This window comes from Actinobacillus seminis (assembly GCF_002263215.1).
Classification (GTDB): domain Bacteria; phylum Pseudomonadota; class Gammaproteobacteria; order Enterobacterales; family Pasteurellaceae; genus Actinobacillus_B; species Actinobacillus_B seminis.
In genome coordinates, this window is record NZ_NLFK01000007.1 from 119,862 (window position 1) to 134,683 (window position 14,822).

Genomic DNA, 14,822 nt, shown 5'->3' on the forward strand with positions numbered 1-14,822 from the left:
TTATATATCAATGATTTTTATGACTGGTAGCATATAAAATCCTGTCGGTGTATGCCATGGCGACAGCGGAGATCAAGAAGCCGAGATGGAGGAATAATTGCCACATCATGGTTTTTTCCGGCATATTTGACGCATTAACAAAGGTTTGCAGCAAATGAATAGAGGAAATGCTGATGATAGACATCGATAATTTAACTTTTAATACCGAAGCATTGACATGGCTTAACCACTCCGGTTCGTCAGGATGCCCTTCGGTATTCAGTTTAGACACAAAGGTTTCATAGCCACCCACAGTCACCATCACCAATAAATTAGCGATCATAACCACATCAATTAAATTTAATACCGCGAGCATAACCGCGTTGGAATCCAATTGTTGCAAATCTACAATTAAAACCCATAATGATTTCATAAACTTATAAGCATAAATCGCTTGTACGATAATCAACCCTAAATAAAGCGGCAATTGTAACCAACGGCTGGCAAAAATAACTTTGCTGAAAACCGTTTGTCTTTTGTGCAATTGAGAGGCTGCGGTTGGATGTTCTTGTTGCATAAAATTCCTATTCGCTAATTCTTCTTTTAGGGCGCTAAAATTACCTATTTTTCATGAAATTTTCAATGTTTTTTGCTTATTTTCAGCGCCGAAAACGAATAAAGTTCACAAAAACATTTCCTTTTTCGTAAATTCGTAATAGACTTGTAAAATCAATTTTGATTACTTGATAAAAAAGAAAACATGACAGCCTACAGCCTACAGCCTACAGCCTACAGCCTACAGCCTACAGCCTACAGCCTACAGCCTACAGCCTACAGCCTACAGCCTACAGCCTACAGCCTACAGCCTACAGCCTACAGCCTACAGCCTAGCATATTGCCTAAAATTAACCTTTCAAGTTAATTTTGAGAGGTTGGACATATTCAAACAATATCTTAAAAATCACCTATTTCAACCTCAACCTTTCGGCGAAAGTATTATTCGCCTTTTTCTGCTTTGTCTTAAAAAGCAAGGCATCGCAGATTTATTTATCAATCTATCCAAAAAGCAAAGCGTTTAAATCAATAAACAACCGTAAAAAAGTTTAAAAAATCAACAAAATAAATCAATAAAAAAACCTAATTTTAAAAGCTTAAAGAGAACAAATTATGAACAAAATCTTCAAAACAAAATACGATGTAACAACTGGACAAACCAAAGTGGTGTCTGAATTAGCGAATAACCGTCAGGTAGCGAGCCGTGTTGAGGCGGCGGGAAGTCAGCCGAAGTGCGGTGTGTTTTTCGGCGGTATGTTAGGGGCGTTTAAGGTCCTGCCGTTGGCGTTGGTGATGAGTGGGCTGTTGTCTTCAGTGGCGTATGGGGCAAATTTGTGGATAGATACAGATTGGACACAGGAAGATCAAAAAGATAAAGATAAGAATAAAAAGCTTAATTACGATAATATGAATATAATTAATAGAAGCTCAAAAATTTGGTTTGGTGATGGAGCAAATGGGGAACATGGTACTGTTAAAAACGACGCCGTTATACTATCAAGTAAACATAATAAGACTGGAAATAAAACGAAGTATAAAAATATGGATTTTGATGAAATTGTTGTCGTAGGTTCACGTGCGGTTGCAGGGGGAGATGGTGCAACGGTTATGGGTTATCAAGCTGTAGCAGGGCAACATGCCGCAAATGGAGAGATTTCAGATAGTTATGCCAAGTCAAAATTATATGAGCCTCAATATAAGCACTATAAAGAACAATATGATCAAGTAACTGGAACACTGCATCAGGTTAAGGAAAAAAGAGAAAAGATATTTTAGAAAATTTTAAAAAGGATGTATTAACAAAAGAACAAAAAGAATCACTTAACCGTGAAGGGACAGCGATTGGTTATAAATCATATGCAAGAGGAAATGAAGCAACGGCAATGGGGAATGATGTTGTTGCTTGGGGAGATTCTTCTATTGCGATTGGGTCTGATAATGCGGCAGGCGATGAATCTGTATTAAGTAGAGATATTTTTAGACTCTATTATAACGCAAGGGCGGATTTTAATGATACAAGCTCTTATGCTGCGACAGACTTTGAAAAAAAGCATGAGAATCAAAATTTACCTGTGTACGCCGATGGAGACAGTATTTTATTTGGTGAAGATGGAATTCATATTTCAAGAAGTGATGGGCGGATATATATTAGAAAAGAAACTATGGTAAATGGGAAAAATAAACCTGATTACAACAACGGCTATTATGTTTACGATTCTTCTTTTGATGAGAATTTCCATGAGTTTGATGGTAATGATAAATATAAAAAATTAATTAAACATAATAGCGATGAAGCAAAAGAAATCAAAAAACTGTCAGACTGGAAACGATACGAATTACATAAAAAAGAAATTGATGATAAATATAAGGAATATTTGGCTAAACCTGAAAGCAAGAAGTACAAAAGCCATACTTGGGCAAGAGGGGCGAATGCTATCGTTATCGGTTCTCGTTCAATTGGGTTTGGTAAAAACTCAACAGCATTAGGAACATTTGCACTAGCGGCAAGAGATTATTCAACAGCAATAGGTTCAAATACATTAGCATTTGGGGAAAAATCTCTAGCTGTGGGTAATCACTCTTATGTGTATTCTAATGATTCAATCGGTATAGGTAATACTGTGCAAGCGATTAACACCGGATCGATGGTATTTGGTGCAAATTCATTTGCAGGTGGAAGAGGCTCTCTAGCATTGGGGGATCATACCTTTGCCAATATTAAAATGGATGATAAGTTTAATAATAGAGGGATTACCAAAACCAAATTTGGTTTAGGGAATGCAACTGTGGCGTTACATGAAGATCAATTGGATATTGAAAAATTATACGAAAAAGGGCATACGCAAGAAATACAAGATTTAGGTAAGAAATATTTCCTTGCGAAAACAACAAAACAAAAAGGAACAGGCGAGCTAAAAGCGGAGCAATCAAGAGACAAAGACGGACTGCCTAATCAAGGTGCGATAGCTATTGGGTCATATTCTGTTGCTTTGGGGGATAATGCGATATCTTTAGGAAGATTTTCCTATGCCAAAGCCGATAACTCACTTGCACTGGGTAGATTTGCGTTTGCACAAAAAGATTCTTCATTTTCAATTGGTAATTTTTCAAGAGTGTTAGGAGAAAAATCTATTGCATTTGGGATACAGGCTTTAGTTGAGGCTGATAAATCAATAGCGTTAGGTATTGGCACAAAAGTGCTAGGTGAAATGCCAGTGGAATTGATGAATGCTGAAAATAAAAAGCAAAAAAACCGGAAAAATTCAGATTTTAAAATACCTGTTAAAAACGCAATAGCAATTGGTAATGGTGCGGAAGCCTCTTTTTCAGATTCCATCGCATTGGGTGTGAATTCGGTAACTGACTATACTCAAACGGAAATGGCACAAGGCGGATGGGCACCTAAAAATGCCATATCAATACCTTCATCAGAAAGAATCGGCTATTTGTCAGTGGGTGGAAAGAATGCTGAAAGACGTATCGTCAATGTCGCACCGGGTGCGAGCGATACCGATGCGGTCAACGTATCTCAATTAAGAGCCTTAGAAGAAGCTATCTTGTATGGAAATACATTAGCAGAAGACGATGATAACACGAATCTGGGAACGCATTATGTGTCTGTAAAAGGGCGTAGTGAATATAGTAAGCTCGTTACTAAAGAGCAAGACTATAAGAACTATACTAAGATCAAAAAAGACTATTTAAAATTAAAAGCCAGACGAGATGCTAACCAAGAAACGATTAGCTTAACAAGTCTTGAAAATAAACTGGCACAGTATGAGAAAAAATATACGGATTTTAAAGATGCCGCCTCTCATTTAAAAAGTGAAGACGCTAAGAATTATAATTTATTACTTCCTGACACACTAACAACAGAGGAAGCTAAAAAACAAAGAAGAAAAGAACACTTAAATAGAATTTACGGTGAAATTGAGCAAGCATATAGTAAAGACAACGAAAGTACGGTGACTGATCGATTAATTCCTGAAGATAAAAAAGCAGAATTAAAATTAAGTAACTTTAAAAATGATGGTGCAAAAGGTTTTGATTCGATTGCAATAGGGGTAGGTGCTAGTGCAACTGCTAAAAACTCAATAGCTTTAGGTAATTCAAAATCAGAAGGTAATGCAAATATAGTAATAGGAGATAATTCAAATACTAAAGCAGAAGGAGCTGATAAAATAGCATCAGAATGGGCAATAGTTATAGGTAATAAATCAAATGCGTATAACAATAGTAAAAAAATAACTGACGTTGTAGTTTTAGGTGGAAATGCTAATGCAAGCGAAACAGGAGCAGTAGCTATAGGTAATAGAGCGAATGTAACTGGGCTAAGAGGTGTTGCGATAGGGTCTGGAGGAAGTAACGATAATGAAGCAGCTAGAGTAACAATAAGCGATGGAATAGCACTTGGGTCTTATTCTATTTCAGATAGGATGTTAAGTGGTGATAACTCAAAAGGTTATGATCCGTTAACAAATACGTATAGCACATCAAGTGATATAAAATGGAAAGCTAATTTAGGAGCGCTTTCTATAGGAGATACAACACATACTAGACAAATAACAGGACTTGCTGCAGGAACACAAGATACAGACGCAGTGAATGTGGCGCAGTTAAAAAGAGCGGTATCTTTAATACCAACATTTTATACTCAAAATAGTACAACTTCAGGTAGTTCATCTGGAAGTGGGGGACAAAATGGAACTTCAGGAATAGGTACTCAAGTAGGAAATGGTGTAAGTAAAATAACGTTTGGAAAAGAATTTAAAGTAACTGAGAAATCTGTTAATGGAAACAGTGGAGAAAAATACTTACTAGTAGAACTAAATGAAGAAGAAATAAAGAAAAATAAAGCATTAAAAGGACCTAAGGGGGATGCAGGAGAAAGAGGAGAAGCAGGACCACAAGGACCAGTGGGACCAAAAGGTGAGGCTGGACCAAAAGGTGAAAAAGGAGACACTGGAGCAAAAGGTGAACAAGGACCAATGGGACCAGCAGGACCAGCTGGAAAAGATGGTGCAAAAGGTGATAAAGGTGAAAGAGGAGAAGCTGGAGCACCAGGACCACAAGGACCAGCTGGAAAAGATGGAGAAAGAGGGCCTGAAGGAAAACCTGGAATACAAGGACCGAAAGGAGACAAAGGAGATCCGGGAGAAACTGGACCGGCAGGTGCAATAGGACCACAAGGGCCTCAAGGGCAACCTGGAAAATCAGCCTATGAAGTATGGAAAGAAGCAAAAATCAAAGAACAAGGTAATGGAAATAATACCACTGAAAAAGACTTCCTAAATTCATTAAAAGGAAAAGGCGGTATATTAGAAGGTATAGTATTTGTTGATAATGATGGGAATAAATTAGCAAAAGCTAATGATGATAAATACTATAAGGAAAGTGATATTGATAAAAACGGAAACGTTATAAATGGTAGCAATACACCTACTACACCATCAACAGGAACTGCACCAAGTAATGGTGGAAGTGCATCTACAGAAGGAACTACAACTCCTAGCCCTGTTGAAAGTAAAAAAATAGCACTTACAAGTACAGATGGTAAGATAGATAATCCTATAGCATTAACAAATCTTGCCGACGGTTTAGGCTTGCAAAAAGTACCAGAAGCTAATGATACCGAAGAGGCGAAGAAAAAAGTCGAGGAAGCTAAAGCAGCTAATAAAGCCATCCTTGACAAGGTACTTGCCGGAACACCTGAAGAGAATAAGGTAAAAAATGCTGTCAATGTTCAAGACTTGTCTGCGGTTGCCAAGGCTATTGTAGAGCAAGTCACCGCACAACACTCCGAAGCGGAGAAAGTGGCAGTGAAATATGATGATGACACAAAAACATCCATCACTTTAGGCGGTAAAGGCACCAATGGCACTAAGTCATCCCCTGTTGTGATTGATAACCTCAAATCTGGATTGGGCATTGATGATATTAAAGACAGTGGCATTGCTTCAGCTGCACAAGGCAAACAACGTGATTTGGTGAAAGAGCTTGTGGCAGGCGAGCTTGATAAAGATTCATCGCATAAAGCCGTGAATGTTGCCGACTTAAAAGCTGTCGCACAAGCAGGATTAAACTTTGCCGGTAATAACAGTGATAGCCTTGTTCACAAAAACTTAGGTGAAACATTAGAGATCGTCGGGCAGGGTTTAACGAAAGAAAAAGTGGCTGATTTTAAAGACACGGACGGTAATATTGCGGTGAAAGCCGATAGCACGAAGACCAAATTAGAGGTCTCCCTCAGTGAGGATTTAAAAGGCTTAAAATCCGCCGAGTTTAAAGACGACAAAGGTAATACTGTTAATATCAACGGCAATGCAATTACATTGAAAGGTAAAGATGGTAACCCGACTATTGCGACCTTGAACGATAAAGGTTTAACCGTGGGTGATAATAGCGATACCAGTAGCTACAAAACCCATACGCACTATGGTAAAGACGGCTTAACTGTCCATGGCAAAGATGGTACAAGTGCGGTGAGTTTAACGACCAAAAATGACAATGGTAAAGAAACAGCGACCCTTGCTTTTGGTAAAGGTGCTGATGGTAAATATATAGGTGCGATTACCGGACTTGCTGATTTAGATGATAAGGCTGACGATTCAAGTGTCGCCAATAAAAACTATGTGGATACGGAAGTTAAAAAACTTGATCAAAAACTCTCATCAGCCAATTCAAATAGACCATTTGATTATTATTTAGACAATAAAAAAGTGGTGAGAGGTCAAGATGGTCAATTCTATGAGCCTGAAGACTTAGAAGGTGCAACATATGTTGCCGGTGCGACTGCTGGCGATAAAGGAAAATACACCAAAGATGGCAAAGATGTTGTTTCGTCTATTAAGGACAAACAAAGCGAGGTCGTGATTAAGGCTGAGCCAAAAGCCATGGTTGTAAGCAATATTGCTGATGGCAAGTTATCGACTGACTCCAAAGATGCGATCAATGGCGGACAGCTTGTCAAAGCTACAGGGGCGAAATGGATTGATGATCCAAGCTCTACAGACACTCCGAAAGCGAAGAAAATGGTTTTTGCGGACGGTAAAGACGGAAAATCGGGACTGGAAGCGGATTCAATGGCGATGAAAGGTTTAACCGGTAAAGACAGTTTGAATGGACAAAACGCCAACGACAAAGCCAATGCCTTGCGTAACGGCGAGGCGGGAGCAGTGGTGTTTACCGATGATAAAGGCAAACGTTTGGTGAAAGCCAACGACGGTAAATACTATAAAGCCGGAGATGTTGAGGATAACGGTACACCGAAAGCGGATAAAAGTGCGGTAGATACTCCGCAACTTTCTCTGGTCAATACCAGTGGTGAAGCCAATAAACCTGTAGTGCTGGGCAACGTGGCAAGTGGTTTGGGTATTGATGCCGATAAAGCAAAAGAGCAAGCTGAAAACGTGAAAAATGCAGGCGAAGCAGTGAAAACTGAGGCTAAAGCGGTGACGGCGAAAGTGGGTGAGATGTTGAGCAAACGTCAAGAAGTGAATGCCCTTGAAACGGCGAAAAATGCCCAAGATTCTGCGATTAACGCCCTTGAAACGGCGTGGAACTTGATGCCTGACAGCACAGAGGAAGAAAAGGTGGCGAAAGCGAAAGCTAAAGCTAACCTTGACGTCGAAAAAACCAAATTGGCAGAGCTTGGAAATGAATTGACAAAAGCTAATGAAGCAGTTAAAGCGTTGCAAGCCGAAATTGAACCGTTGCAAAAATCCTTGAAAGATAAGCAAAAAGCGTATCAAATCGCATTAGCCACAAAAGATGACGCAGTCAATAAGTTGTTGTCAGGTGATTCCTCAATTGATGTTAAGCGAGCTGCCAATCTGCAAGATTTGAAAGCCTTAGGTCAGGCAGGGTTAAATTTCGAGGGCAATGACGGCGTACCGGTGCATAAAAATTTAGGAGAGAAATTGACCATCAAAGGCGAGGGCGAGTTTAACAGTGCGACCACGGCGGCGGGCAATATTAAAGTGGACGCCTCCGCGACGGGACTGGAAGTCAAACTGTCCGATAAGTTGAAAAACATGACCTCTTTTGAAACCAAAGAAACCGCAGAGGGGAATAAATCCCGTCTTGACGGCAACGGATTACGGGTAACTCATAAAGACGGCAAATCGGCACAATATGGGGTAGACGGCGTGAGATTGACTGACGGTAAGCACAGTGCGACTTTGACGCCAAGCGGATTAACCTTGACCAACCCGCAAGGTCAACGTATTGAGATTGACGGGGAGAAAGGAGAAATCAGAGTGCCGGATTTAACGCCGAACTCTTCACCGAATGCCGTGGTTAACAAGGGGTATGTGGATAGCCTGCATTCACAAACTGCACATAAATTGGAAACCACCGATAAAAACCTAAGAGCAGGGATTGCAGGAGCAAATGCAGCGGCGGCATTACCAACTATATCGATACCGGGTAGCTCACTGCTTGCTGTCTCTGCCGGTACTTATAAAGGTCAAAGTGCGGTCGCTTTAGGCTATTCTCGTGTGAGTGATAACGGTAAAGTTCTGTTGAAATTACACGGTAACAGTAACTCTGTCGGCGACTTCGGCGGCGGTGTGGGTGTTGGTTGGAAGTGGTAGGCCGAGGTTTGCCCTAAAAAAAGCAGTGATGAATTGATCTGCTCCAAAAAAGTTAGTCTCATTTAATTCAAGGACTGAGTTCTGTATTTCACAGAGCTGAGTCCTTTTAATTTCACTTGAAACCGATAAAGCAATTTGGCGCGTTTGCAATGCTTCATCTTGTAAAAACGGGAATTTATTGTTAATCTCAATACTCGTTTTGTTAAATCGTCATCGCTATGTCAAATTCGCTTTTTCAGTCCACCAAACATCAAGAGCATTGCCCGCAATGTGGCGCATTGCTACAGATAAAACAAGGCAAAAAAGGGCTTTTTTTAGGCTGTAGCGCCTATCCGGCTTGTGATTATTTAAAACCGTTACAAGCGCAATTTACGCCGAAAATCATCAAAAATCTCGACGAAAGTTGTCCAAAGTGCGGTCATTTTTTGCAATTAAAACAAGGGCATTTTGGGATGTTTATTGGTTGTAGCCATTATCCGGAATGTGATTTTGTGGTTCATGAACAAGTACCGGAAAACGAAGACAACCCCCTCATCTGCCCCGATTGTCAGCAAGGGAATCTGGTTGCCAGACGCGGACGACAAGGCAAAATTTTTTACGCCTGTGATCGGTTTCCAAAATGTAAATTTACCCTCGCCGGCAAACCCTATCCGGTTCGTTGCCCGCAATGTCATGGCGATGTCGCTATCTTAAAAAAGGAAACAGAAACACACCGCACTTGGCTTTGTACCAATAAAATCTGTCGTTGTGTATTTGAAGTAGAAAAATGAATATTGCACAAATTATTACTCAATTAAAACAAAATCATGTCGTCGCCTACCCTACCGAAGCGGTTTTTGGCTTGGGCTGTAATCCGCTTAGTGAAAGTGCGGTCGAAAAATTATTGATTTTAAAACAACGCCCTGTGGATAAAGGGCTGATTTTAGTGGCGCCAGAGTTGAGTTATCTACAACTTTTTATGGATACGCGCGAATTTACTCCGTTGCATTGGCAACGTTTAACCGAGTATTATGATCATCCGACGACGTGGGTCGTGCCGGCAGCGGCAACAACACCACGTTTTTTAACCGGCAAATTTGACAGCATTGCCATTCGGTTATGCCCTCATCCAGCGGTCAAACAACTGTGCGAACAAACCGGTTTTGCCCTGACCTCCACCAGTGCCAATTTATCCGGCTTAACGCCATGTAAAACCGCCGAGGAAGTCAAACAGCAATTCGGTGATGAATTTCCGGTATTGGACATGGCAGTAGGCGAGGCGCAAAATCCCTCCGAAATTCGGGATCTATTTACCCAACAACTTTTTAGACAAGGATAATTTATGGATCAATATGCGGTGTGGGGCAATCCGATTGCACAAAGTAAGTCCCCACTTATTCATCGACAATTTGCACAACAAACGCAACAAACCTTGGAATATACTGCCATATTAGGCGACGAGCAGCATTTTGAACAACAATTGCTGGATTTTTTTGCTGCCGGCGCAAAAGGCTGTAATATCACTGCCCCCTTTAAAGAGCGCGCCTTTAAATTAGCGCAGCAATACAGTGAACGTTGTTTGTTAGCCGAGGCTTGTAATACCTTAAAACGCTTGGATGACGGCTCACTTTATGCCGACAATACTGATGGGGCGGGACTAGTGAGTGATTTGGCGCGTTTAGACCGGCTAAAGCCCAATCAATCCGTGTTGATATTAGGCGCGGGCGGTGCAACCAAAGGCGTATTGTTGCCATTATTACAAGCGCAGCAAAACATCACCCTTGCCAACCGTACGCTGCCCAAAGCACAAGAATTAGCGCGTAAATTTGCCCAATATGGCGAAATTCAGACGGTTGACTTAGACCATATTCCAGATCTGAAATTTGATTTGATCATTAATGCCACTTCCCTTGGTTTGCAAGGCAAAACCGTGAATATTTCCACCGCACTTTTGCAAAAATGTGGTGCAGTTTATGATATGCAATATGCTAAAGATAGCGATCCCCCGTTTATCGCCCTTGCCAAACAAGCGGGCGCCAAGCGGTTCAGCGACGGATTGGGGATGCTCATTGGACAAGCGGCTCATTCTTTCTTTTTGTGGCGCGGTGTGATGCCGGATGTACAACCGCTATTCGACAATCTTTAAAGCCCGAAGGGCTAATATACTCTCTTTGTTGATTTTTTAGGCATCTCTCCGTTTATTTGGCATAAAAATTAGATTATCTTTAATAAAAAGATAAATATATTAAATAAATTTAATATATTTTATTTTTTATGATATTAGCCTCATAAAATCATTTACATTTAAACCGGTTTTTAGTAGATATTATCAAAAGCCAACGAGCTATTTTTAATTATTATTCAAACAACATTGATTCTTTTAGAAGGAAACTTATATTATGTCGAGCCAAATTTCATTAGAGGAATTTCTAGCTAAAGTAGAAAAACGCGATGGTAATCAACCGGAATTTTTGCAAGCAGTACGCGAAGTACTAACTTCTATCTGGCCTTTCTTAGAAAAAAATCCGAAATACCGTTCTGAGGCCTTATTAGAACGTTTAGTGGAGCCGGAGCGCGCTTTCCAATTCCGTGTTGCTTGGACTGATGATAAAGGTCAAGTACAGGTTAACCGTGCATTCCGTGTGCAATATAACAGCGCCATCGGTCCTTACAAAGGCGGTATGCGCTTCCACCCATCCGTGAATTTATCCATCTTAAAATTCTTAGGGTTTGAACAAATTTTCAAAAACGCACTCACTACCTTGCCAATGGGTGGCGGTAAAGGGGGGTCGGATTTTGATCCAAAAGGCAAATCCGATGCGGAAGTGATGCGTTTTTGCCAAGCGTTAATGGCAGAATTATATCGTCACGTGGGTGCGGATACCGACGTACCGGCGGGCGATATCGGTGTAGGCAGTCGTGAAGTCGGTTATCTTGCCGGTTATATGAAAAAATTATCCAACCAGGCTGCTTGTGTGTTCACCGGTCGCGGTTTATCTTTCGGCGGTAGTTTAATTCGTCCGGAAGCGACGGGGTATGGTTTAGTGTATTTTGCACAAGCCATGCTGGCAGAAAAAGGTCAATCATTCCAAGGCAAAACCGTTTCAGTTTCCGGTTCCGGTAATGTGGCGCAATACGCTATTGAAAAAGCGTTGGAGTTAGGTGCAAAAGTGGTCACTTGTTCCGACAGCGCGGGCTATGTTTATGATGAAGCCGGTTTTGATAAAGAAAAATTAGCGGCATTATTGGAAATTAAAAACGTGAAACGTGGTCGTGTGAAAGATTATGCGCAACAATTCGGTTTAACCTATGTGGAAGGAAAACGTCCTTGGGAGGTGAAAGTGGACATTGCGCTTCCTTGCGCAACCCAAAACGAATTGGAATTAGCGGATGCGAAAGCCTTGATTGCAAACGGTGTCCAATTAGTGGCAGAGGGTGCCAATATGCCAACCACTATCGAAGCTACCGATTTATTCCTTGAATCCGGCGTCTTATTCGGACCGGGTAAAGCGGCAAATGCAGGCGGTGTGGCAACATCCGGGCTTGAAATGGCGCAAAGTTCCCAACGTTTATATTGGACGGCGGAAGAAGTGGATGCGCAATTAAAACGTATTATGTTAGATATTCATGCTAACTGTAAAAAATACGGTAGCGTAGAGGGTCAAGCCAACATTAACTATGTGGTAGGTGCTAATGTTGCGGGCTTTGTGAAAGTCGCAGATGCCATGTTGGCGCAAGGTGTTTATTAATATTTAGACAAGCTAAAAAAACGACAAAGGCATGGTAAAAACTATGCCTTTTATTTTCTTATGTTCACTTAGGAACGCACGCGTAAACTATCGCCATCCGTTTTTTTCAAACGCAATAAAAACGCCACTAAAATCACCACAAAAATGACCGTAGTCAAAAAGGTATAACTAAAGGCTTGTTGCAATTGTTCGCCCGTTTCACCAATCGCATCACGATATAAACTTAAAATCACAGACGACACCGCAATCCCGAAACTTATCCCCACTTGTTGTGAGACACTCAACATAGTCGAACCGCCGCTGGTTTGATGCGGCGCAAGATCACTAATGGTAAGCGTATTGACCGCGGTGAAAACCAACGACATACTAAATCCATACCACACCAAAACCAATGCCATCACCCATATCGACGTCTCCGGCGTAAAATGACTCATGGTAAAAATCGCCAAGCCCATTGAAATACCAAAGCCGATCAGTGTCGTTTTATATCCGATTGCGACTAAAATACGGCTAATAAACGGTCGTCCCAACACCGAACTTATTGCAATCGGCGTCATCATCCAACCGGTAGTTTCCGCGTCATATAAAAATGCCACTTGTAACATTAATGGTAACAGGAAAGGCGTACTGGAACTAAATAAACGAATAATCAAATTCGCCACAACGCCGATACGAAAAGTTCTCACCAAAAATAACGAGCGTGGCAAAAGAGCATTATCATTCACTCCGGCATAGGCATAATATAACGATAATAAAATCACACCGGCAGTAATCACAGACAGACTTTCTATACGCGACACAGAATTTTCCGCCACCAACTCCATACCAAGAGTTAACGCCACTAATCCACCGCCAAATAACACAAAGCCTTTCCAATCCAATTTCGGCACTTTTTCTTTGACATTTGGCATATAAAAATACGCTGCAATAATGCCGAGTATGCCGATAGGAATATTGATCAAAAAGATCCAATGCCAAGTGGCATAAGTCACCAACCAACCGCCTAAAATCGGTCCAACAACCGGCCCAATAAGCCCCGCCATGGCAGTCAAATTCCACGCTGCAAGCAATTGAGATTTTTCAATCGAACGCAACATGGATAAGCGCGCCACCGGCATCATTAACGCACCACCAACGCCTTGCAAAACGCGCGAAAAGACCAACATATCCAAGGAATAAGAAAACGAACAGGCAATCGATCCTAATACAAACACGGTGACAGAAAAACAAAATACATTACGCGTACCGAAACGATCCGCCAGCCAGCCGCTTAAGGGAATAAAAAGCGCCACAGTTAAGGCATAGCTAATAATCGCCGGCTGCATATTCAACGGTGATTCATTTAAATTACGAGAAATTGCCGGTAGAGCAGTGTTTAAAATGGTGGAATCAAGCGTTTGCATAAATAATGCCATCGCTGCGATCCACGCCAAACCGCGATAACTTGCTTCCTTTTTCATAAAACTATCCTAGTTTACACTGCTCTTTTTGCCATTTCGTACCATTGGTAAATAAATATCGCCACCGCATACGGGTGATTAATATTTAATCTTGGCAAAGTACTTTCTACTTCATAATCCGTTACCAGCGCCACCACATTTCCATCAATTTCCGGCAAAGGTTTTGTCATCCCTTGACGATGCAATAAGATTTTCGGGATGGGTTCCTCCTTAAATCCTTCTACCAAAATCAAATCGGTTAATTTGGGATCAAATTGTTGTGCCAAATAGGGTAAAGAAACCGCTTGGGGCGTTTCGGTCATTAATGCCCAGCGCTCGGCACACGCCATAATCACTTGGCTTGCGCCGGCTTCTTTCATGCGCCAACTGTCTTTCCCTGCTTTATCCACTTGTGCATTATGATGGCTATGTTTAATCACCGCCACACGCAGTTTTTTTGCGGATAACAGTGGCAACAATTTTTCAAGTAACGTCGTTTTTCCACTACCGCTATAACCGGTAATGCCTAGTAATTTGATCATAAAACCCTGTGAAAAGTTGTAGAAGTGTTTGCTAATGCTAACACAAAATTACAATACGCGTAGCAGAATTGGCTGATAAGCTGATTTACGTTGCAATTTTTGCACCAAAAAACGCACGATAACAAAAGAAAGTGCGGTTGAAAAAAAGATAAACATCGCGTTCATCCACTCTTGTAGAAAAAGAGATGCACCGATAAGTGTAGCACACAAAAGGGTCACCAGCGGAATCACATAAACCAGTAGTATGGAAAACAAAAGCGGACGCTCCTCCAATCCCACTTCCACTGTTTGACCAATCGACACGGGCGTGATAGTTGCCACAGTAAAAATATGTTCACTATGCTCCCCGTTTAATTCTGCAAGCGCCGCCGTGCCGCAAGAGGACTTTGCCGCGCATTGTCCGCAAGCGCTCTTTGAGTGACATTTTACCGTCGCCACCCCGTTTTGATAATCGACGACCACTGCATTTTCTCTTAACATACCTTA

Annotated in this window: 10 protein-coding genes; 6 read left to right on the forward strand and 4 right to left on the reverse strand. The window is 41.3% G+C overall.

Translation table 11 applies throughout. The features are described from left to right. Positions 1-7: 7 nt before the first annotated feature. Entirely contained in the window at positions 8-556 is a 549-nt protein-coding gene (locus CFY87_RS08105) for a TIGR00645 family protein (protein ID WP_094946698.1), read from the reverse strand. Between the two features lie 590 nt (positions 557-1,146). Here CFY87_RS08105 and CFY87_RS08110 point away from each other — a divergent pair. From CFY87_RS08110 to gdhA, 6 genes are all read left to right on the forward strand, one after another. After that, positions 1,147-1,809 (forward strand): ESPR domain-containing protein, encoded by a 663-nt coding sequence (locus CFY87_RS08110; protein ID WP_094946699.1) that lies wholly within the window; start codon positions 1,147-1,149, stop codon positions 1,807-1,809. 107 nt (positions 1,810-1,916) lie between these two features. Next, positions 1,917-8,627, forward strand: a complete 6,711-nt coding sequence (locus tag CFY87_RS08115) for a YadA-like family protein (RefSeq protein WP_094946700.1) — start codon at positions 1,917-1,919, stop codon at positions 8,625-8,627. 218 nt (positions 8,628-8,845) lie between these two features. Then, a complete protein-coding gene (locus CFY87_RS08120) occupies positions 8,846-9,397 on the forward strand; it encodes a DNA topoisomerase family protein (RefSeq protein ID WP_094946701.1) in 552 nt (183 codons plus the stop codon). Then, entirely contained in the window at positions 9,394-9,945 is a 552-nt protein-coding gene (tsaC, locus tag CFY87_RS08125) for an L-threonylcarbamoyladenylate synthase type 1 TsaC (RefSeq protein WP_094946702.1), read from the forward strand. The genes CFY87_RS08120 and tsaC overlap by 4 nt, the downstream gene beginning before the upstream one ends. A 3-nt stretch (positions 9,946-9,948) precedes the next feature. Next, on the forward strand, positions 9,949-10,752 hold the full coding sequence (gene aroE, locus CFY87_RS08130) for a shikimate dehydrogenase (protein ID WP_094946703.1): 804 nt from the start codon (positions 9,949-9,951) through the stop codon (positions 10,750-10,752). A gap of 253 nt (positions 10,753-11,005) precedes the next feature. Beyond that, positions 11,006-12,355, forward strand: a complete 1,350-nt coding sequence (gene gdhA, locus CFY87_RS08135) for an NADP-specific glutamate dehydrogenase (RefSeq protein ID WP_094946704.1) — start codon at positions 11,006-11,008, stop codon at positions 12,353-12,355. 68 nt (positions 12,356-12,423) lie between these two features. Here the strand turns inward: gdhA and CFY87_RS08140 are convergent, their stop codons facing one another. From CFY87_RS08140 to CFY87_RS08150, 3 genes are read right to left on the reverse strand one after another with little or no spacing between them, the layout of a single operon-like run. Continuing rightward, positions 12,424-13,815, reverse strand: a complete 1,392-nt coding sequence (locus tag CFY87_RS08140; RefSeq protein ID WP_094946705.1) for a DHA2 family efflux MFS transporter permease subunit — start codon at positions 13,813-13,815, stop codon at positions 12,424-12,426. A 14-nt stretch (positions 13,816-13,829) separates the two neighbouring features. After that, entirely contained in the window at positions 13,830-14,336 is a 507-nt protein-coding gene (gene mobB / locus CFY87_RS08145) for a molybdopterin-guanine dinucleotide biosynthesis protein B (protein WP_094946706.1), read from the reverse strand. A gap of 48 nt (positions 14,337-14,384) precedes the next feature. Beyond that, positions 14,385-14,816 (reverse strand): SoxR reducing system RseC family protein, encoded by a 432-nt coding sequence (locus CFY87_RS08150; protein ID WP_094946707.1) that lies wholly within the window; start codon positions 14,814-14,816, stop codon positions 14,385-14,387. Positions 14,817-14,822 lie beyond the last annotated feature (6 nt).

Coding starts and splice junctions, on each gene's coding strand:
- CFY87_RS08105 (WP_094946698.1), bottom strand. CDS start 556: ATGCAACAAGAACATCCAACCGCAGCCTCTCAATTGCACAAAAGACAA.
- CFY87_RS08110 (WP_094946699.1), top strand. CDS start 1,147: ATGAACAAAATCTTCAAAACAAAATACGATGTAACAACTGGACAAACC.
- CFY87_RS08115 (WP_094946700.1), top strand. CDS start 1,917: ATGGGGAATGATGTTGTTGCTTGGGGAGATTCTTCTATTGCGATTGGG.
- CFY87_RS08120 (WP_094946701.1), top strand. CDS start 8,846: ATGTCAAATTCGCTTTTTCAGTCCACCAAACATCAAGAGCATTGCCCG.
- tsaC (WP_094946702.1), top strand. CDS start 9,394: ATGAATATTGCACAAATTATTACTCAATTAAAACAAAATCATGTCGTC.
- aroE (WP_094946703.1), top strand. CDS start 9,949: ATGGATCAATATGCGGTGTGGGGCAATCCGATTGCACAAAGTAAGTCC.
- gdhA (WP_094946704.1), top strand. CDS start 11,006: ATGTCGAGCCAAATTTCATTAGAGGAATTTCTAGCTAAAGTAGAAAAA.
- CFY87_RS08140 (WP_094946705.1), bottom strand. CDS start 13,815: ATGAAAAAGGAAGCAAGTTATCGCGGTTTGGCGTGGATCGCAGCGATG.
- mobB (WP_094946706.1), bottom strand. CDS start 14,336: ATGATCAAATTACTAGGCATTACCGGTTATAGCGGTAGTGGAAAAACG.
- CFY87_RS08150 (WP_094946707.1), bottom strand. CDS start 14,816: ATGTTAAGAGAAAATGCAGTGGTCGTCGATTATCAAAACGGGGTGGCG.